Origin of the sequence: Burkholderia catarinensis, from assembly GCF_001883705.2 — a bacterium.
Classification (GTDB): Bacteria; Pseudomonadota; Gammaproteobacteria; order Burkholderiales; family Burkholderiaceae; genus Burkholderia; species Burkholderia catarinensis.
Window position 1 is genome coordinate 324,296 of the sequence record NZ_MDEQ02000006.1, and the last position, 17,946, is coordinate 342,241.

The window sequence follows — 17,946 nt, forward strand, 5'->3', positions numbered from 1 at the left end:
GGCATGTGTTCGTACGATAGATGGCCGGATCCGTATTCGCTACAATCGAAAATCCGATTTTCTTTTGCGAGAGTCCGGCGATGATCGATCCGTTAGCCGAGGTCGTGACGCTGCTGCAGCCGAGCATGCGGTATTCCAAGCTCGTTCACGGCGCGAGCCCCTGGCGCATCAGCCGGACGGTCGCCGGCGAGCCGTTCTATTGCGCGGTCCTGGATGGCGGGTGCCGGGTCGCGATCGACGGGCATGCGCCGATCGAGCTGCTGCCCGGCGATTTCGTGCTGATTCCGGCTGCCCACGGCGTCGCGATATCCAGTCTCGAACTGCCGCCACCGGGCGTCGAAACGGCCGCGCCGGTCGCGCTCGACAACGGCGAATACCGGATCGGCGACGCCGGCCGCCCGGTCGACACGCGCATGATGGCCGGCAACTGCAGCTTCAGTTCGCCCGACGCGGCGCTGCTGGTGTCGCTGCTGCCGCAATTCGTGCACGTGCGCGACGAACCGCGCCTGACCACGCTCGTGCAACTGGTGCGGGACGAATCACGCGCGCAGCGGCCGGCGCGCGAACTCGTGCTGTCGCGCCTCGTGGAAGTGCTGCTGATCGAGGCATTGCGGTTCTCGGCCGGCACGGGCGCATCGCCCGGCCTCGTGCGCGGCCTCGCCGACAGCCGTCTCGCCGCCGCGATCCGCGGGATGCACGAACGCCCCGCGTACCCGTGGACGGTCGTCGAGCTCGCGAAGGAAGCCGCGCTGTCGCGTTCGACCTTCTTCGAACGCTTCAGCCGCGCGATCGGCGTCGCGCCGATGGAATACCTGCTCACGTGGCGCATGGCGCTCGCGAAAAACCTGCTCCGCCGCGACGAGGGCCGCATCGCGGAGATTGCCGGGCGCGTCGGCTACAGTTCCGCGAGCACCTTCAGCGTCGCGTTCACGCGGCACGTCGGCCGGCCGCCCGCGCAATATGCGCGCGACGAACGGGCGGCGGCGAGCGACGAATGAACCGCGCCCGCCACCGCCATCCCGCGACCTGCGTACACTACCGGTCACGCAAAGACGACACGCGAGGCAGCCGATGACGAAAGCGGCAAAGGCCCCCGGCACGACCGATCACTGGCTCGTCGCGCGGCGCGATCAGGAAACCGGCATCGAAAGCCTGCATGCGCATTTCAACGGCCATGCGTACGACGCGCACGATCACGACGACATGCTGGTCGGCTTCACCGAACAGGGCGTGCAACGCTTTCAGTGCCACCGTTCGCTGCATACGAGCGTGCCGGGCCGCGCGATCCTGATCGAGCCGGGTGCGATGCACGACGGCTACGCGCCCGAAGCCGGCGGCTTCACCTACGGGATGCTGTACCTGCCGCAAGCGTGGGTCGAGCGCGCCGCGCGCCGGCTGGGTCTGCCGGGGCTCGGCAGCGTCGAAGCCGCGTTCGGCCACACGCTCGTCGACGATCGCGGCCTGGTCGACGCGATCCGGAGTGCATTTTTTGCGATCCACGGCAACGAAGGCCGGCTCGCGCGCGACCAGACGCTCGACCGCCTGCTGACGCGGCTCGGCAGCCAACTGGGCAGCCCACTCGCGCTGGAAAGCGGCGTCGTGCCGCCCGCGATCGCGCGCGTGCGCGATCTGCTGCATGCGCAGATGGACGGCAACCTCGGGCTCGACGAGCTGGCCAGCGTCGCCGGGATCGACCGCTTCCGGCTGACGCGGCTGTTCCAGCGCGCGTTCGGCACGTCGCCGCACGCGTACCTGGTACGCTTGCGGCTGCGTGCCGCGCGCCGGCTGCTGGCGGCCGGCCGCACGCCCGCGCAGGCGGCCGCGGACGTCGGCTTCGCCGACCAGAGCCACCTGGGCCGCTGGTTCCGCCGCGCGTACCGGATCACGCCGGCCGCCTACCGGCAACTGTGCACAAACGTTCCAGACTGATCGCGCGCGGCATCCGATCATCGGGGCTCCAACAAGGAGCAAGCATGTTCGATACCAAAGTGGCGCTGATCGTGCGCGACGATCTCGCAGCGTGGCAGAAACTCAACGTGGTCGCGTTTCTCGCGACCGGCGTCGCGGCCGAGGCGCCCGACGCGCTCGGCGAGCCTTACGAGGATGCGGCGGGACGCCGCTACGGCCGCATGCTGGGCCAGCCGATGCTGGTGTTCGCGTCCGACTTGAACGGGCTACAGGCCGCGCACCGGCAGGCGCTGTCGCGCGAACTCACGATCGTGCCCTACGTGCACGCGATGTTTTCGACCGGGCACGACGTGGCCAACCGTGAAGTGTTTCGTGCCGGAGATGCGGAGAATCTCGATCTCGTCGGCCTCGCGCTGCACGGGCCGAAGAAGGCTGTCGACAAGGCGGTGAAGGGGCTGGCGTTGCATGCGTGACGCACCATCGTTTCGAGCCCGTTCGACCGGCAAACCGAATGTCTGCGGAAGTGTCGCCGATTTTGTATCGATTCGGATGGATTGCTCGGATGCAGCTTATTTGACGACGATCGGAGCCGATTTGACTACACATTAACTGCGATCGGCATGCATCCCGCCCGCGCTACCAGCGCATCAGCGGCCGGCCGCCTTCATTTCCGCCCGCCGCGCCCGCGCGGGCCGCTCGACGTGCTTGCCGGCCAGCCACACACCGATCGCGACCACGACGATGCCGAGATAGGTCGTCACCTCGATCCTGTTGCCGAACATCCACGCGGCCCATATCAGCGTCACCGGCGGTTCGAGATAGACGAGGGTCGCCACGCGCGTCGCCGGCATGCGCTTGAGCAGCGCCCACAACGACAGGTAAGCGATGAAGGTCGCGAACACCGTCAACCACACGACCGACACCCACACGTTCGGCTGCGTCGGCACATGCAGCTCGCCCGTGACGAGCCCGCATGCCGCGAACAGCACGAGGCTGACGCAACCCTGCACGAACAGCGGCAGGAACAGCCCGTCCTCGTTGCTGCGCGCGGCCGTCAGTGCGCGGCGCCGCTGATAGATCGTCGCGATCGACAGCCCCAGCGCGGACACCAGCGGGAGCAGGTACATGACGAACCCGACCGACCCGGCCGGCAGCGCATATTGCCCGCCGATCACGATGCCCACGCCGACGAACCCGACGACGAGCCCGGCCCACTGGCGCGCCCCACTGCGCTCGCTGCCTTCCAGCGACGTCATCGCCGCCGTGATGAGCGGCTGCAACGCCGCGACGATCGCGGCGATGCCCGGCGGCAGCCCATGCTGAATCGCGACGTACACGCAGCTCAGATAGAGAAACTGCGACAGGAAGCCGATCACCGCGTGATAGCGGAGTTTTTCCAGCGTCAGGCGCCCGAGCTGCCGGTTGAGGACGATCGCCAGACAGAGCGTGACGAGCAGGAAGCGCCAGAACAGCAGGTTGAACGCGCCGGCCGTCTCCGCGCCGAGCTTGGCGCCGATGAAGCCGGAACTCCACGACAACACAAAAACGAACTGGAGCAGGAATAGCTGCATGGGGCGACGGCTCTCAGAAGGTGGCCGGGGACAGGCGCTGGTCGTTCAGATCCTCGGGCCGGATCGGTTCGAGCCCCAGGCGACGGTACTGCAGTTCGGCGTCGTCCTTGAGGGCGCGCTGCAGCGCCAGCCAGTTGACGATGGTGCGCGGAATGCCGTCGTCCGACGCGAGATGCCAGAACCCGTTGTCGTCCTCGCGCGTGGTCGGGCAATGAAACGACAGCACCAGCGACATGCGGCGCCCGGCCTCGACCGGTTCGACGCCATGGAACAGCTTGCTGCCGTAGATGAGCAGCGCGTCGCCCGCGTTGTCCAGATTCGCGGTCTTCACGTGCCGGCGCGCCCGATCGTGGCGGTCGAACGTCTCCGTGGTCGATTCGTAGAACAGAAAGTTGCCGCCCTCGTAGTCGGCGCGATCCGACAGCACGATGTTCAGCACGAAACTGGTGCCGTCGGTGTGCCACATGCCCAGCTGTTCCTTGCCGTCGCGCTGGTTCGTCGGATAGTAGTAGTTGAACTGCGAGCGCGCATTGACCATCGGATACGGGATCAACGGCACACCGGCGAGACGCGACACCCGCAGCAGGAACGCGCGATCGCGCATCATGTCGTCGATGAAGCGCGAGCGATTCGTCACGGCACGCACCCGCTTCGAGATGATCCAGTTGCTGCTCGACGCGCTGCGCTCCAGCGCGCGGCCGATCTCGCGCAATGCGTCGACCGCTTCGTCGGAAAACAATCCGCGCAGATGACACACTGCGTTCAACGAATCCGAGCGCGTGCCGCGCATCGGCACATCGCGATAGCCGAGATCGTCGAGGTTGCGGCGGTATCGCACCTCGTAGCCGTCGCGCAGGCAGGCGCTCGTCCAGCGCATCGGTTCCGTCGACGCGTCCAGCGCGCCTCCGACGTTCACGCCGCCGGACAGCGACGTCTGCAGCGCAAGCCTGACCCGATCGAACCCTCGCGCAAACACCGGCAATGCATTTCCCTTGTTCATCGCGCGCCTCGCTGTCGTCGATTCGCCACTCAGCCCTTGAACTGCGCAATCTGGTACACGACGCTGCCGTCCCCGCTGCGCACCTCGTCGATCACGCGGCAATTGCCGTGGTTCAGGCGGACGTGGCGGAATTGCTCCGGCGTGTATTTCAGGCAGACGTTGGTGATCAGATGCCCGTCGGCCCCCGCTTTCGATACCGGTTGCAGCGTGACCGCGACATGAAACTGGTCGCCGAGCAGATTGAGCCGGACGATCGAAACATGATGCTCGCCGAGCGGCTCGAAGCCCTGCTGCCGGCTGACGATTTCGGAGAACCGCACCATGTTCTCGTTCTGGTAGAAGTTGTAGATGGGCTCTTCGCGCCCCTCCACGAGCAGCTGCATCTCCGATACGACATAGGTCGACTTGCCGCCGAGATTGCGAATGAGCCGGCCGATCGTCACGGGCAACTCGTTGCCCTCCTGGAACCCGAGCATCGTGATGAACGTGATGTCCTGGCCCAGGTCGATATGGTTCCACTGCACGTTCCGGTAATCGTCGGCGATGTAGTTGAAACAGCCGGGCGTTTTCAGGAACGGCATGATCGCGTGCCGCATCGCGTCTTCCGACGACTCGTTGATGTCGACGGCCGTGTAACGCAGATGGTCCGGGCCGCCGTTGCGGACGGCCTTCATCAGTTCGGTCGTCTTGACCGGCTCCGGCCCGAGCTCGATGTAGTGGACATGGCGGCCGCGCGACAAGGTCGCGAGCCGCTCGCTCAACGCGCCGATCGCTTCGCGCAGCGAACCGTTGCCGTCGCGGTCCGCGCACAGTGCCGGGCTCCGCACGCCCAGCTCGTTCAGGTTTCGCATCAGCGAAAAGACTTCGCGCCCTGCTTCGCGTCGCCGCGCGCCATCGTCAGCCCGATTCAGCGTCGAATACTTTTCGTGATTCTCGACCGTCCATACCGACTCCGCCTTCAGCTTCCTGTCCCGCACCAATGCATCTACGACAAAATCATTGATCGACATGAATCGTTCCCCGGATGCGTGCACGCCCAACCGGCTGCCTGCCGTTGTCTGCCTGTTGACCCGAGAATAGGGATGCCCAATAATTCCGTCAATCGACATTACCTGAATCACTGATTCGGAAAATCCAAATCATGCCGCGCACCCTGGACGTCGACCTGCTGCGTACCTTCCACGCCGTTGCGAAGCTCGGCCGCTTCAAGGATGCAGCGGCCCATGTGAATCGCAGCCCGTCGTCGGTCACCGCGCAGATTCAGAAGCTGGAAGAGATGGTCGAGCAGCGCCTGTTTACGCGAAACAACCAGGCCGTCGAACTCACGCAGTTCGGCCACAAGCTGCTGAGCGACACCACCGAGTTTCTGTTGAGCCACGACCGGCTCGTCGAATCGCTGTCCCCGCAAATGCTGACCGGCAAGTTGCGGCTCGGCATCCCCGATTCCTACGCGGCGCACTTCATGGCGGAATTCCTGCCGCGCTTCGCTGCCGACCGGCCGTTGCTCGAACTGACGGTCGAAGCGCGCTCCAGCGAAGAACTGCAGCTGCTGTTCTCCCGCGGCCAACTCGACATCACGATCGCCGTGGTGCCGAAAGCGCCGCCGCACGCGGAGCTGCTCAGCAAGACCCATCCGGTGTGGGTCGCCGCGCGGACCTTCAAGTTCAATCCCGATGCGCCGCTGCCGATCGCGGTGCAGCTGCAGGGCTGCCCGTACCGCGACACCGCGCTGAACGCGCTGAAAAAAGCGAAGATCGCGCACCGGATGCTGCTCGAAAGCGCCAGCTCGCCGGCGGTCGAAGCCTGTATCGCGAACGGTCTCGCGGTCGGCCTCATCGAGCACGATCGCGTGTCCGGCAACCTGACGAGCCACGTCGCCGGGATCGTGCTGCCCGATCTGCCGCCGCACCTGATCACCATCCTGACGGACGACAGCAATCGCGCCGCGCTGCATCTGCGCGACGTACTGAAAAGCACGTTCAGGATCGGATAGGGAAGACAAGGCCGGGAACCGGCCTTGCATGCGAAACGAACGAGCAAGCAAAACGCCGCCGGCCCGTTGCAGGCCGGCGGCATCCGGCATCAACCGCCGAGGTACGCCTGCTTGATCCGGTCGTTCGCGAGCAGGTTCGCGCCCGTGTCGGCCAGCACCACGCGCCCCGTTTCGAGCACGTAGCCGCGATCGGCCACACCGAGCGCCTTGTTCGCGTTCTGCTCGACGAGGAACACCGTGACGCCTTCGTCGCGGATCGTCCGGATGATGTCGAAGATCTGCGCGATCACGAGCGGCGCGAGGCCGAGCGTCGGTTCGTCGAGCAGCAGCAAGCGCGGCTTGCTCATCAGCGCGCGGCCGATCGCCAGCATCTGCTGCTCGCCGCCCGACATCGTGCCGGCCCGCTGCACCGCCCGCTCCTTCAGGCGCGGAAACAGCTTGAACACGTGCTCGATGCCGTCGTCGATCTCGTGACGGCTCGCGAAGAAGCCGCCCATCTTCAGGTTCTCGAGCACCGTCAGGCTCGGGAACACGCGCCGCCCTTCCGGCGAGATCGCCATCCCCTGCCGCATGATCTGGTGCGTCGACATCGCGGTGATGTCCTTGCCCTCGAACATCACGCGGCCCGACGACGCGCGCGGCGTGCCGCACACGGTCATCATCAGCGTCGTCTTGCCGGCGCCGTTGCTGCCGATCAGCGTGACGATCTCGCCCTTCTTCACCTCGATCGACACGCCCGCGAGCGCTTCGACCGCGCCGTAGTGCGTATGGACCTGTTCCAGCTTCAGCATCACTCTTCCCCCAGATACGCCTTGATCACGCGCGGGTCGTTGCGGACCGCTTCCGGCGTGCCGATCACGATCGGCCGGCCGTGCTCCATCACGAGGATGCGGTCCGACACGCCCATCACGAGGCTCATGTCGTGCTCGATCAGCAGCACCGACACGCCGAACTCGCGGCGCAGCTTGTCGATCAGGTGCTGCAATTCGATCTTTTCCTGCGGGTTGAGGCCGGCCGCCGGCTCGTCGAGCATCAGCAGACGCGGCTCGGTGATCATGCAGCGCGCGATCTCGAGACGCCGCTGGTGCCCGTACGACAGCGTGCCGGCCGGCCGGTTGGCGACCGACGTCAGCCCCATCCGGTCGAGCCACACGGCCGCGCGTTCGAGCGCTTCCTTCTCGGCGCGACGATAGGCGGGCGTCGAGAACAGGCCCGGCAGCAGCCCGGCCTTCACCTTGCGATGCTGCGCAACGAGCAGGTTCTCGACGACGGTCAGCGACTTGAACAGGCGGATGTTCTGGAACGTCCGCACGAGGCCCTTCAACGCGATCTTGTGGCTCGGCAGCCCGGCGATCGCGTGGCCGTCGAGCACGACGTCGCCGCCGGTCGGCTTGTAGAAGCCGCCGACGCAGTTGAACACCGTGGTCTTGCCCGCGCCGTTCGGCCCGATGATCGCGAACACCTCGTCGCGGCGCACGTCGAAATCGATGCCGTCCACCGCGAGCAACCCGCCGAAGCGCATCTGCAGCCCGGCGACCTTCAACAGTTCTGCATTCGCACTCATTGGGGCAGCTCCACGTGGGGACGGCTCGCGGGCAGCAGGCCCTGCGGACGCCACATCATCATCAACACCATCACCAGACCGAAGATCAGCATCCGGTACTCGGCGAAGCCGCGCGCGACTTCCGGCAGCACGGTCAGCAGGATCGCCGCGAGAATCACGCCGAGCTGCGAGCCCATCCCGCCGAGCACGACGATCGCGAGGATCAGCGCCGATTCGATGAAGGTGAACGATTCGGGATTCACGAGGCCCTGGCGCGCCGCGAAGAACGCGCCGCCGATGCCCGCGAACGCCGCGCCGAGCGTGAACGCCGACAGCTTGATGCGCGTCGGGTTGAGACCCAGCGAACGGCATGCGATCTCGTCGTCGCGCAGCGCTTCCCACGCACGGCCCATCGGCATGCGGATCAGGCGGCTCGTCACGAACAGCGTGAAGCCCACCAGCAGCAGCGCGATCAGGTACAGGAAGATCACCATGTGCTCGCCGCTGTATTCCAGCCCGATCAGTTCATGGAAGGTCTTCGCGCCTTCGACGCTCGCCGAGCGCGCCATCTCGAAGCCGAACACCGTCGGCTTCGGGATGCTCGAAATGCCGTCCGGGCCGCCGGTGAGGCTCGTCAGGTTGTTCGCGAGCAGGCGGATGATTTCGCCGAAGCCGAGCGTGACGATCGCGAGATAGTCGCCGCGCAGGCGCAGCACCGGGAAGCCGAGCAGGAAGCCGAACGTCGCCGCGGCGATCGCCGCGATCGGCAGGCACTCCCAGAACGACAGCCCGAAATACTGGTTGAGCATCGCGTACGTATAGCCGCCGACCGCATAGAACCCGACATAGCCGAGATCGAGCAGCCCTGCGAAACCGACCACGATGTTCAGCCCGAGGCCGAGGATCACGTAGATCAGCGCGAGCGTCGCGACGTCCACTGCCCCGCGCGAACCGAAGAACGGCCACACGAGCCCGACCGCGAGCAGCACCCAGATGATCACGCGCTGCTGCTGCGCGCCCATCGCGGGCGCCGCCGGCAGCTTCACCGCCGCTTTCGCGCGCATGAGCCACGGCTTGAACAACTGGAACAGGAACACGGCCGCGACCGCGATCCACACCGGCCGCCAGTGCGGCGTCAGCACCACCTGATAGCCGTCGAGCTTCAGTTGCAGCCCGAGCACCGGAATCGTGAGGATCGCCGTCAGGAACGCGGCGGCCACGGCATTCTTCAGCGCCTGGCCGATCGAAGCGTCGGCGGCCGGGCGGCGAATGGAAATGACTTGACTCATCTGCGTCTCCCTCAAACCTTTTCGATGTCCGACTTGCCGAGCAGGCCGGTCGGGCGGAAGAGCAGGATCAGCACGAGCAGGCCGAACGCGACGACGTCCTTGTACTCGGCCGGCATGTAGCCCGCGGCGAATGTTTCGGCGAGGCCGAGCAGCACGCCGCCGAGCATCGCGCCCGGGATGCTGCCGATCCCGCCGAGCACCGCGGCGGTAAACGCCTTGATGCCTGCGACGAAGCCGATATACGGGTTCAGCTTGCCGATCGTCAGCCCGATCAGCACGCCGCCGACGGCCGCCAGCATCGCGCCGAGCACGAACGTGAACGAGATCACGCGGTTCGTGTCGATGCCGAGCAGGTTCGCCATCTTCATGTCCTCGGCGCACGCGCGACATGCACGGCCCATCCGCGAATGCGAGATGAACAGCGTGAGCGCGATCATCAGCACGAGCGTCACGCAGACGATCAGGAGACGCGCATACGGAATCGTCACGTCGAAGTCGCCGCCGAGATGGATCTCGAACGCGCCGGAGATCAGCACCGGCACGGACACGTCGCGCGCGCCCTGGCCGATCTGCACGTAGTTCTGCAGGAAGATCGACATGCCGATCGCGGAGATCAGCGGCACGAGGCGCGGGCCGCCGCGCAGCGGCCGGTACGCGACGCGCTCGACCGCGAAGCCGTACAGGCCGGTGACGATCACCGACACGATCAGTGCGGCGCCGAGCACGAGCGGCAGCGGATAGCCGGCGGAGATGCCGATCGCAGTGAGGGTCACGAGGCCCACGTACGCGCCGATCATATAGATCTCGCCGTGAGCGAAGTTGATCATGCCGATGATGCCGTAGACCATCGAATAGCCGATGGCGATCAGCGCATAGATCGCACCCAGCGTCAGGCCGTTGACCAGCTGCTGGGCGAATTGCGGAAAGAAGTCAGTCATGTGCGGGAAGCTCCCGTTGGCGCTGGGTCGCATGCCGTCGCCGGATCACGGCGTTCGGCCGCGCGCAACGCACGGTGTCGTCTCGGGCCGCCCGTTGGCCGTGAACAGCCAAATGCGCACGCGCCCTGCCCGGGTGACGGGCAGAGCGGGTGCGCGGGGCGGGTACTCCGTATTACTTGGCGGCGGTCTTCGTCGCGTCCTTGTGCCACGTGTAGACGACGAACTTGAACGCCTTCAGGTCGCCCTGTGCGTCATACGCGACCTTGCCGATCGGCGTGTCGAACGTCGTCTTGTGCATGTACGCGGCGACCTTCGTCGGGTCGGTCGTCTTGGCCCCTGCGATCGAGTCGGCGATGATCTTCACCGCTGCGTACGACGGCATCTGGAACGCGCCGTTCGGGTCGCGCTTCTTGTCCGCGAACGCTTTCACCAGCGCCGCGTTGGCCGGGTCGGCCGAGAAGTCGGCCGGCAGCGTGACCAGCATGCCTTCCGAGGCCGGGCCGGCGATCGCCGTCACGTCCTTGTTGCCCACGCCTTCAGGCCCCATGAACGCTGCCTTCACGCCCTGCTCGCGCGCCTGGCGCAGCAGCAGGCCCATTTCCGGGTGGTAGCCGCCGAAGTAGACGAAATCGACGCCCTGCGACTTCAGCTTCGTGATGATCGCCGAGTAGTCCGAATCGCCGGCGTTGATGCCTTCGAACAGCACGACCGGGATCTTCGCGGCTTCGAGGTCCTTCTTCACCGACGACGCGATGCCCTGGCCGTACGACTGCTTGTCGTGCAGGATCGCGACCTTCTTCGGCTTCACGTTGTTGATGATGTAGTGCGCGGCGGCCGGGCCTTGCTGGTCGTCACGGCCGATCGTGCGGAAGATGAAGTGGCGCTTCTTGCCTTCGGTCAGCTGCGGCGCGGTGGCCGACGGCGTGACCATCACGATGCCTTCGTTCTCGTAGATGTCGGAGGCGGGAATCGTCGAACCCGAGCACACGTGGCCGATCACGTACTTGATCTTCTGGCTGACGATCTTGTTGGCGACGGCGACGGCCTGCTTCGGCTCGCATGCGTCGTCCATCATCACCACTTCGAACTTGTTGCCGCCCGCACCGCCGGCTGCGTTGATCTGCTCGATCGCGGTCAGCGCGCCGGCCTTCACCATGTCGCCATACTGGGCGACCGAGCCGCTCATCGGACCAGCGATGGCGATCTTCACGGTTTCCGCTTGCGCGGCGGCGGCGCCGGCGGCGAACAGCACGGCGGCGACGGAAATGGACGTAAGACGGGACAGCGTCATCAGGAGCTCCTCGATGTTGTTAGTCATACGGGCAAAGGCGGCATGACTTGCGCAATCGAACAGCACCCGGGGCGAGGACATGGGACACGCCCGAGACACATAGAAGACGGAACTCCGGCGGAATGTTGCGTAGCGGGGCCCGGCTCTTGCAGTCCCCGAAGGGGACGTCTGGTTCGGAAAGACATCGTGATGCGTCTTGCATTGCGCAAGCGTTTCGCCTGCCCCGCTTGCCAAATCGCTGGTTCGGAGGGATGGTCCGACAGCCGTTGGCAAGGCAGTCGAAATTATATGAGCGTTTTTAAATCGTCTGTCAAAAATGCCGAGGGACCGAGGGAAAACACGTAGGTTTTTCGGGGTAGGTGGTGGCGACGGGGGCGCAACCTGGTGGGGGTGGGAACGTTTGCTGCGGGTGCTATTTGGTTGCTATGGGGTGGGTCGATTTGGTTGGTTGCCTTGCTGTGTATGGCGCTCGTGGATCGTCGATTGCCTGCGGCAGGCTTTTGGTCTGCTACGGGGTCCGATCGTTGAAAATCAATCGACTGATGATTGCACGGACCGGCACCAACACGGGGCGCTCGTGCAAGGTGCACGATCTTTCTGTTTACACACAAAACTAAACATTTGGAAGCTAGTTGTTATTTTCATGAAATAATACGAATTCGCTTCTGCAATCCAGCCAGCCTTCCTGCAAGTCGCCCCCGCCGCGCCTCGCAGTCGCCTCAGGGCCGCTTCGACGCCCGTCCGTCGCCCAGCCGCCAGCCAGTGATCTGCCGTTTTTCTCAATGCATATCACCTGCTTCGGAACGCTGATGAATCACCCCTTCCGCTTTTCTTCCGCCGCCGCGATTGCGTGTGCGGTTTCTGTTTCTGCTGCCGATGCTTCGGGTCGCGATTCGCTAACCGATCGGTCGGCTGGCGCCAATGTGTTTCGCTCGGAGCGGCGTGCTGCTGCTCGGGATGATGGGCATGCGGCGCGCATGGGCCACCGTCGCTCGCAGTACGTTGCGCCCGCTGAACGCAGTCCGTTCGATACGCCTGATACGCGGCCGTTGCGGGTGTCGGGCGATACGCTCGCGCCGCAGCCTTCATCTGAACACGAATCCGATTGGGTATTGCCCGCGAACCGCGTCGCGCTCGGCGCGGGTGGCAGCGACAGTCTTGGTCGCGCGTTGCCCGGATATGAGCAGCGCGAGCAGAACTGGAATGAATACCTGCGGGCTAACGGCTCGCGGCCGGCGGGAAGTGGCGGCTCGTATGCGCCGACGCGGCCGTACGATGCCGCGCGCGGTCCGCATGGCACGCCGAATCCGTTTGATCCGTCCGTGCCGCAGCCGGAGACGCGCACGTTCTATGACAACGGCGCGGGTACGCATTGCACGGCCACCGGTGGTGCGGGGACGTCACGGTCGTCTTGCAATATCGCCTGGTGATGCACTGGGGCGGCCGGCAACGGCTGCCCTACCCGGCGCGCTGCGCGACTTCGCGCAGCGCGGCCGCATCCCGCGGCGTTGCCTCTTACAACTGCGTGATGATCAGCCTGCCCGGCTCAATGATGATCTGCGCCTTTCGGCCCGGAACAAAACACGCATCGTTGACCAGCCACATTCCACCGATCTTCATGTACGGATAAAACGTCTCCGGCCTGGGTTCCATTGTTTTCGGACTCCCCCAGGATTCCTGGATCGTTACGAAACGTTCCGTCTTCGGTGGACGTGCTTTATGATTCGGCTTAGCCATGGGCAACTCCTGTCTAGTTGGCTGTGGTTAGCGGGTCGTGAGTGTTCCTAGCACTTGCGGCCCGCGCTCGTTTACCGCGGTGGTTTGATGGTTCGGATTCCTCCTTTGTTGGTGGGTCGATGTAACGAATTCGACAGTGATCAGAGCACGCAGCGTATCCATTCGCGCGCACACGACGTGAACGCGATCATCATTCGTTGGACATTGCCTATTAGACCACCGTCGACGCCTACTTGGCTGCACGTTAGCCATTAGGTATAGGCACACGACTTCATCTGTGACCGAAGTCATTCGCGAGATGATGGCGATGGAGAACGTGAACCGAGGTGAACGTCAATCGGCCTCAGCGTGCTGACGATTCGAAACAATTCGAATAAATCAGACTCACTATAGAGCGCGGTTCGATACAGAAGCGATTTTTGCTCCGTCATTTGGCCGCTTGGATAACCAAGGAAGCTGGCAGGAACGATCGCCTCTGGCATCTGCCGCGGACCTCTACCGCCCCAGAGGCGACGTTCGATGAAGCGCCGCCTTCATGACCGTAAGCGACTTGCAACGGTCATGAATCGCGTCACCCACAGCGCATGCGACGGCCACTTCTGCTGCCTCAGCCGGATATGAACTCGTCTGCGGCGTTCTTGATCATTCGCGACCGCACCTCCTTGATGTACTGAACTCGCATTAGCTCTTCCCGAGTCGCCTGCACGACATCACCTACTTTAGGGAACTCAGGCGACACTCGTTGTATCAATTTCTCGCTGACTGAAAGTTTTTGGGTGGGTTCGTCCAGCAGTCCTGCAATTATCGAACCTTGCTTTTCCACTCGCTTGCCACAAGCGCTACAAAATTTCGCGTTGGGCGTGAGGTTCGCAGAACAGTGAACGCATGATTCGGATGACGCTTGAATCTTGCTCAGGAAACCCTGAATTTCGGTGTCGTTACTGGAGAATTCACGATAATCTCGCAAGCTAATGAGATCCAGTGACTCTTTGATTTTTGCTGAGAAAAATGCACGTTCATTAATCAGAAGTGCAATGTTGACCATATACCGAAGACTTGTCTTTTGAGCCGAGTTTTTCACTGTGCCTTTATTTATCAATATGCCGGAATAGCACATGATATCCAGAGCAAGACGCAGATTCGGAGAAAGATCGCCCGGGACCGCGAAAAACGCTGCTTGAAACCGATTGACTGACTTCGATCGATTCTTTTTTGCAATCTCTGGCACGATGTAGCCACGCAAAAGATCAAGCCCTACATTCACATGCGCAGCATACTTCGGCAATCGCTTCGCGAGATTCGCATGATACGGTAGCAACTCACGCTCGACGTAATCCTGTGCAGCAAGCGATACAGCTCGATCATTCCATGCTCTACTCAGCGTCGCATTCAGAATATGAAGGAACGCCCTCGGATTCCCGCTGGACACGTCAATGCATAGGTCCAGCACTTCGCCGTGCCCAAAGACGTCTTTCCTCTTTCGTGACGCTTTCGGAAGTCGTTTATCGACGATGTCGCGAAATTGAGAGCGATACAGTCGCTTCCCGTGTCCCGCAGGATCATATCGATCAAGCGGCAAAACGATCGCATCTTGACCAACTTCGAAATTCCTTCCGTAGCTAGTCACTGTAGGATAAACCGCTGCCTTGCAAGAAATAATACCGCCATGCACGAGTTTGAAAATTTCGAAAAAAGTCTCCTGCTGTGATGGTATGAAGGTGTGCGCCGCCTCATCGAATAGAAAAACAATTCTTTCTAGGTGAAATTGACGAACAACATCCTTGAGAACCTCGGAGAGTGAGGCGGGATCAAATAACTTGTCCAGGAAGTCACTGCCAATTTCGTTCAGCACGGCGTCTTTGTCGTCTGCAAATGCGAGTTTTTGCAGTTGATGCAGCTTTTCCGTCAGAAAAGTGCCGGTCTTTTCGACGCTTGCAATTCCAAAGACCTGCTTATAGGGATCCGCGGTGCCCGCGCCACTGAGAAGTTCATGTACGATGAGCTTTTCATGTAATGCTTGTAGAATTTTTGTGTTTACCCATATCTGGAATGCACTCTTCTGCCCTGCCGCGATACCCTCGAGAAGGGTGCTAGTCTTGAAGTTTACGTAAACGCCGAGAACGCGATTATTTCTGAATGTCGCGTCGAGTTCGATTTCAGTGTATCGAAGGAGGGTGCTCTTACCGACGCCTCGTGCGCCTTGGAGAAGATGGGCGCCCGCTGACTTCAAGCTGTCAATTATGCGACGTTCAAAATCGGCAACCACGGAGAGGTCTTTGACTTCTTGCGACTGCAAATCCTCTGATCTCGCTGCCTCAAGATACTCATTCGCGTTTGATTGGCTTCTCATGATTGTAGTCTATCCTTAATCTTCGGATCAATCTTTTCAGCGTGTTCGAGGGCAAGGGGAAACCGACAAAAAATCAAAACCAGTAGCCCTTTGTGAATCGTATCCTGCAAGCTCAACACATTCTGCAAATGCGGAGCACTAAATCGAAATGCGTCGTCAACAGTTGTTTCAAAATTGTAAGGCTTGGGATGAACAACGTTGCTCAGTTCGCTATATGCTGACCGCAGGGAAAGAATCGTTTTGCGATAGTTAGTGACATCAATCTTGGAAGCGTGTGACAAAAAGGTGATATAACCTTCGCTTCCGAGCGTAGATTCAAGCTCGGAGAAGGAGATATCCTTGTCGTTAGAATTCCAGTCCCAGAATTTTGCTGGATTGTCATAATATGCAAGAACTACGTAGCCTAGTTCGAGCATACGACGAAGAAGAACTCTTGCAGGTGTATCAAGCCCAGAGAAAGCGAGATAGGTAGCGCATACGCCGTCCGCGAACACTTCTTTAAGATATTGCGCCAGGAGTTTCTCATGTACAGCGGAATCTTTCTTCCCGTACAAGAACTCGCTCACATGGAAGAAAAGAGCGGGCAGGGCGTCTGCCGGCCGCATTTCACGTGTGTAAGCGATTGCCTCAGCTTGGTTTCCGGCAAATTTCGCGTGCAGCGCGGCCAGGATCGTCTCAAGTTCTACGCTCTTCGTATCCACCAATTCCTCTCTAGCGCGGTGACTGGCTTTTAATGATTTGACCACACTATAACGGCACGACAAGACAAATCTTTAGCTCAGCTAGACGGACGACCGCACAGGTCGGATGCCCTTGGGCATCTGGCCGGTTTCAGACTTTACCCGTCTTTCCAGTGATGGCTGCGTGCAATGGGCCAGCGGCGGCAATTGGCCGACTACTGCCGGAGGCGATCGGTCGTAGCCAACCCGTTGCCGCCGGTCGGGGCGTTGAAGTTCCACGGGCGCCGGGGCGAAACAGTCATTCCAGACCTTAGATCGCGGATAGCTCATCGGTTTTACCGGTCACTATTTCACATTAATCGAGCAATTACTTAGCCACCACTTCCTTCAGCGCACGCATGAGTCTCTTTGCCTCACGATCTCTCGACAAATGATGCCGCCTCAACCATATAATTAGATTATTTAAGACTTCTGGGTGCTGTATCTCTCGTGCAATCTTCTGAAGCTTTACCTCGCTAGTTCTCTGCAAGTCGTAACCGAATTTGTTGATATAGGCAGCCAATATCAAGTGTAGTGCAGCCAGTCTATCCCATCTGTAGCGGTTTTCATTTTTTTGCAGACCATCGAAGAAATTCAAAACTGGCAGCGTGTCGGCCAACGCGTATTGCTCCGAGCGAAACATGTCATAGGACACGACTTTGCCGTCAACCCAGCACGGCTTAGTGTAAACTCGAAGACCGTCAGAGAAGAAGTGATCTCGTTGAATTGACACATCGTACTGAAGACCATCAAATAGGCTAACATCTGTAATCACCCAACGCATGATTGACAGGTATTTGATGAACGCGTAGTCGGTCTTTCGTGCGATAGCAGTATCCAAGAGGATAGCCTCTGCATCGGCTTCGAGTATCAATGTGAACAGACTAAGAAAACGGTAGACCGTACTAGTAAAATAATATCCGTCGCCACTCGCTGACGTCTCTTTAGTCATCCATCCGCTTTGCCAGTTCGAATAGAGATTCCACTGGCGATTTGTCAACTGAACCGCTTCGCGAAGAATACGACCTTTGTAGCGCGCGATGAGCTCCCGGCTTGCCTTCTTTTGTTCATATTCATAATCCAGATTCGCCTTGTGGCGATTTTCGCCACGCTTGAATATATAGTTAACAGCTGCGGACACGACGAGAGAGATAACCCCTGCACCTATCGCTGTTGTCGGTGTGTTTATCAGGTTAATGATTTCTTTCGGCATTCTTTTGTAAGCCCCGATGTGGTCACGGTCGCAATAATATCTTGTTCTCGCAGGCATGACCCTTGATCGGGCTCGCGTATGTCCGTAGCGCAGCCGCTGGACTCCGGTCCAGCGAGAAGAACCAGTTTCGCCGCAGTCATAAGGTCACAAGGCATCGACGCGCGTGCCTGCGGTTCAAGGAAGCCGCCCCACGAGTAGATTGCAGTCGACGACCATCTCGTCGCGGTCTGATTGCGTCCAACGGGCCGCGGGGATTACTCGCAACCCGGTCCAGCACAATTTTGCTATTCTCGCTGCCTCAATGGGAGACGACCGGTACTGGCATTAGCGGCAAATCTGCGAGTAACCGCAATGGCCGAGACGTTTCGACAACACATCCGGCAGGGTCCGAACT

17 protein-coding genes are annotated in these 17,946 nt (G+C 61.4%); 5 read left to right on the forward strand and 12 right to left on the reverse strand.

Annotation, left to right across the window (positions count from 1 at the left end; translation table 11 throughout):
- Positions 1 to 20: 20 nt before the first annotated feature.
- From BFF94_RS12510 to BFF94_RS12520, 3 genes are all read left to right on the forward strand, one after another.
- Positions 21 to 998, forward strand: a complete 978-nt coding sequence (locus BFF94_RS12510; protein ID WP_128850357.1) for an AraC family transcriptional regulator — start codon at positions 21 to 23, stop codon at positions 996 to 998.
- Between the two features lie 73 nt (positions 999 to 1,071).
- On the forward strand, positions 1,072 to 1,929 hold the full coding sequence (locus tag BFF94_RS12515; protein WP_219139395.1) for an AraC family transcriptional regulator: 858 nt from the start codon (positions 1,072 to 1,074) through the stop codon (positions 1,927 to 1,929).
- A gap of 44 nt (positions 1,930 to 1,973) precedes the next feature.
- Positions 1,974 to 2,381 (forward strand): DUF2000 domain-containing protein, encoded by a 408-nt coding sequence (locus BFF94_RS12520; protein WP_128850354.1) that lies wholly within the window; start codon positions 1,974 to 1,976, stop codon positions 2,379 to 2,381.
- A gap of 174 nt (positions 2,382 to 2,555) precedes the next feature.
- Here the strand turns inward: BFF94_RS12520 and BFF94_RS12525 are convergent, their stop codons facing one another.
- Genes BFF94_RS12525 through BFF94_RS12535 form a run of 3 tightly spaced genes read right to left on the reverse strand, consistent with a single transcriptional unit; the run spans position 2,556 to position 5,489 of the window.
- On the reverse strand, positions 2,556 to 3,479 hold the full coding sequence (locus BFF94_RS12525) for a DMT family transporter (protein ID WP_128850351.1): 924 nt from the start codon (positions 3,477 to 3,479) through the stop codon (positions 2,556 to 2,558).
- A gap of 13 nt (positions 3,480 to 3,492) precedes the next feature.
- Positions 3,493 to 4,479 carry a 2OG-Fe(II) oxygenase gene (locus BFF94_RS12530; RefSeq protein WP_128850349.1) on the reverse strand — a complete coding sequence of 329 codons (987 nt, stop codon included), beginning with the start codon at positions 4,477 to 4,479 and terminating at the stop codon, positions 3,493 to 3,495.
- A gap of 29 nt (positions 4,480 to 4,508) precedes the next feature.
- Entirely contained in the window at positions 4,509 to 5,489 is a 981-nt protein-coding gene (locus BFF94_RS12535) for a hypothetical protein (RefSeq protein ID WP_128850347.1), read from the reverse strand.
- 131 nt (positions 5,490 to 5,620) lie between these two features.
- On the opposite strand from BFF94_RS12535, the gene BFF94_RS12540 reads away from it, so the two are divergent.
- Positions 5,621 to 6,472: a LysR family transcriptional regulator gene (locus tag BFF94_RS12540; RefSeq protein ID WP_128850344.1), complete on the forward strand. Its 852-nt coding sequence runs from the start codon at positions 5,621 to 5,623 to the stop codon at positions 6,470 to 6,472.
- Positions 6,473 to 6,561: 89 nt separating this feature from the next.
- On the opposite strand, the gene BFF94_RS12545 is transcribed toward BFF94_RS12540, so the two are convergent.
- From BFF94_RS12545 to BFF94_RS12565, 5 genes are all read right to left on the reverse strand, one after another.
- Positions 6,562 to 7,263 (reverse strand): ABC transporter ATP-binding protein, encoded by a 702-nt coding sequence (locus BFF94_RS12545; RefSeq protein ID WP_128850341.1) that lies wholly within the window; start codon positions 7,261 to 7,263, stop codon positions 6,562 to 6,564.
- Positions 7,263 to 8,036 carry a high-affinity branched-chain amino acid ABC transporter ATP-binding protein LivG gene (gene livG / locus BFF94_RS12550; protein ID WP_122947781.1) on the reverse strand — a complete coding sequence of 258 codons (774 nt, stop codon included), beginning with the start codon at positions 8,034 to 8,036 and terminating at the stop codon, positions 7,263 to 7,265. The genes BFF94_RS12545 and livG overlap by 1 nt, the downstream gene beginning before the upstream one ends.
- Complete coding sequence (locus BFF94_RS12555; RefSeq protein WP_128850339.1) at positions 8,033 to 9,304, reverse strand: high-affinity branched-chain amino acid ABC transporter permease LivM; 1,272 nt, start codon at positions 9,302 to 9,304, stop codon at positions 8,033 to 8,035. Before BFF94_RS12555 ends, livG begins: the two co-directional genes overlap by 4 nt.
- A gap of 11 nt (positions 9,305 to 9,315) precedes the next feature.
- A complete protein-coding gene (gene livH, locus BFF94_RS12560) occupies positions 9,316 to 10,242 on the reverse strand; it encodes a high-affinity branched-chain amino acid ABC transporter permease LivH (protein WP_006749488.1) in 927 nt (308 codons plus the stop codon).
- Between the two features lie 172 nt (positions 10,243 to 10,414).
- Positions 10,415 to 11,533, reverse strand: coding sequence for a branched-chain amino acid ABC transporter substrate-binding protein (locus tag BFF94_RS12565; RefSeq protein ID WP_128850337.1), 1,119 nt, complete (start codon positions 11,531 to 11,533; stop codon positions 10,415 to 10,417).
- 782 nt (positions 11,534 to 12,315) lie between these two features.
- Between BFF94_RS12565 and BFF94_RS12570 the strand changes: the two genes are divergently transcribed.
- Entirely contained in the window at positions 12,316 to 12,963 is a 648-nt protein-coding gene (locus BFF94_RS12570; RefSeq protein ID WP_128850334.1) for a hypothetical protein, read from the forward strand.
- A gap of 85 nt (positions 12,964 to 13,048) precedes the next feature.
- On the opposite strand, the gene BFF94_RS12575 is transcribed toward BFF94_RS12570, so the two are convergent.
- The 4 genes from BFF94_RS12575 to BFF94_RS12590 form a co-directional block, all read right to left on the reverse strand.
- Positions 13,049 to 13,270 carry a SymE family type I addiction module toxin gene (locus BFF94_RS12575; RefSeq protein ID WP_128850331.1) on the reverse strand — a complete coding sequence of 74 codons (222 nt, stop codon included), beginning with the start codon at positions 13,268 to 13,270 and terminating at the stop codon, positions 13,049 to 13,051.
- 607 nt (positions 13,271 to 13,877) lie between these two features.
- A complete protein-coding gene (locus BFF94_RS12580) occupies positions 13,878 to 15,620 on the reverse strand; it encodes a zinc ribbon domain-containing protein (RefSeq protein WP_128850329.1) in 1,743 nt (580 codons plus the stop codon).
- Complete coding sequence (locus tag BFF94_RS12585) at positions 15,617 to 16,321, reverse strand: hypothetical protein (protein WP_128850327.1); 705 nt, start codon at positions 16,319 to 16,321, stop codon at positions 15,617 to 15,619. Before BFF94_RS12585 ends, BFF94_RS12580 begins: the two co-directional genes overlap by 4 nt.
- A gap of 346 nt (positions 16,322 to 16,667) precedes the next feature.
- The gene (locus BFF94_RS12590) at positions 16,668 to 17,609 is read right to left on the reverse strand and encodes a hypothetical protein (RefSeq protein ID WP_128850325.1); all 942 of its coding nucleotides are present in this window, start codon (positions 17,607 to 17,609) and stop codon (positions 16,668 to 16,670) included.
- Positions 17,610 to 17,946 lie beyond the last annotated feature (337 nt).

Bases quoted from the DNA above. Each gene is read 5' to 3' on its own strand.
- BFF94_RS12540 (WP_128850344.1), top strand. From the start codon at position 5,621: ATGCCGCGCACCCTGGACGTCGACCTGCTGCGTACCTTCCACGCCGTT.
- BFF94_RS12570 (WP_128850334.1), top strand. From the start codon at position 12,316: ATGCATATCACCTGCTTCGGAACGCTGATGAATCACCCCTTCCGCTTT.
- BFF94_RS12520 (WP_128850354.1), top strand. From the start codon at position 1,974: ATGTTCGATACCAAAGTGGCGCTGATCGTGCGCGACGATCTCGCAGCG.
- BFF94_RS12545 (WP_128850341.1), bottom strand. From the start codon at position 7,263: ATGCTGAAGCTGGAACAGGTCCATACGCACTACGGCGCGGTCGAAGCG.
- BFF94_RS12535 (WP_128850347.1), bottom strand. From the start codon at position 5,489: ATGTCGATCAATGATTTTGTCGTAGATGCATTGGTGCGGGACAGGAAG.
- BFF94_RS12525 (WP_128850351.1), bottom strand. From the start codon at position 3,479: ATGCAGCTATTCCTGCTCCAGTTCGTTTTTGTGTTGTCGTGGAGTTCC.
- BFF94_RS12565 (WP_128850337.1), bottom strand. From the start codon at position 11,533: ATGACGCTGTCCCGTCTTACGTCCATTTCCGTCGCCGCCGTGCTGTTC.
- BFF94_RS12555 (WP_128850339.1), bottom strand. From the start codon at position 9,304: ATGAGTCAAGTCATTTCCATTCGCCGCCCGGCCGCCGACGCTTCGATC.
- BFF94_RS12510 (WP_128850357.1), top strand. From the start codon at position 21: ATGGCCGGATCCGTATTCGCTACAATCGAAAATCCGATTTTCTTTTGC.
- livG (WP_122947781.1), bottom strand. From the start codon at position 8,036: ATGAGTGCGAATGCAGAACTGTTGAAGGTCGCCGGGCTGCAGATGCGC.
- BFF94_RS12530 (WP_128850349.1), bottom strand. From the start codon at position 4,479: ATGAACAAGGGAAATGCATTGCCGGTGTTTGCGCGAGGGTTCGATCGG.
- BFF94_RS12515 (WP_219139395.1), top strand. From the start codon at position 1,072: ATGACGAAAGCGGCAAAGGCCCCCGGCACGACCGATCACTGGCTCGTC.
- BFF94_RS12580 (WP_128850329.1), bottom strand. From the start codon at position 15,620: ATGAGAAGCCAATCAAACGCGAATGAGTATCTTGAGGCAGCGAGATCA.
- BFF94_RS12575 (WP_128850331.1), bottom strand. From the start codon at position 13,270: ATGGCTAAGCCGAATCATAAAGCACGTCCACCGAAGACGGAACGTTTC.
- livH (WP_006749488.1), bottom strand. From the start codon at position 10,242: ATGACTGACTTCTTTCCGCAATTCGCCCAGCAGCTGGTCAACGGCCTG.
- BFF94_RS12590 (WP_128850325.1), bottom strand. From the start codon at position 17,609: ATGCCTGCGAGAACAAGATATTATTGCGACCGTGACCACATCGGGGCT.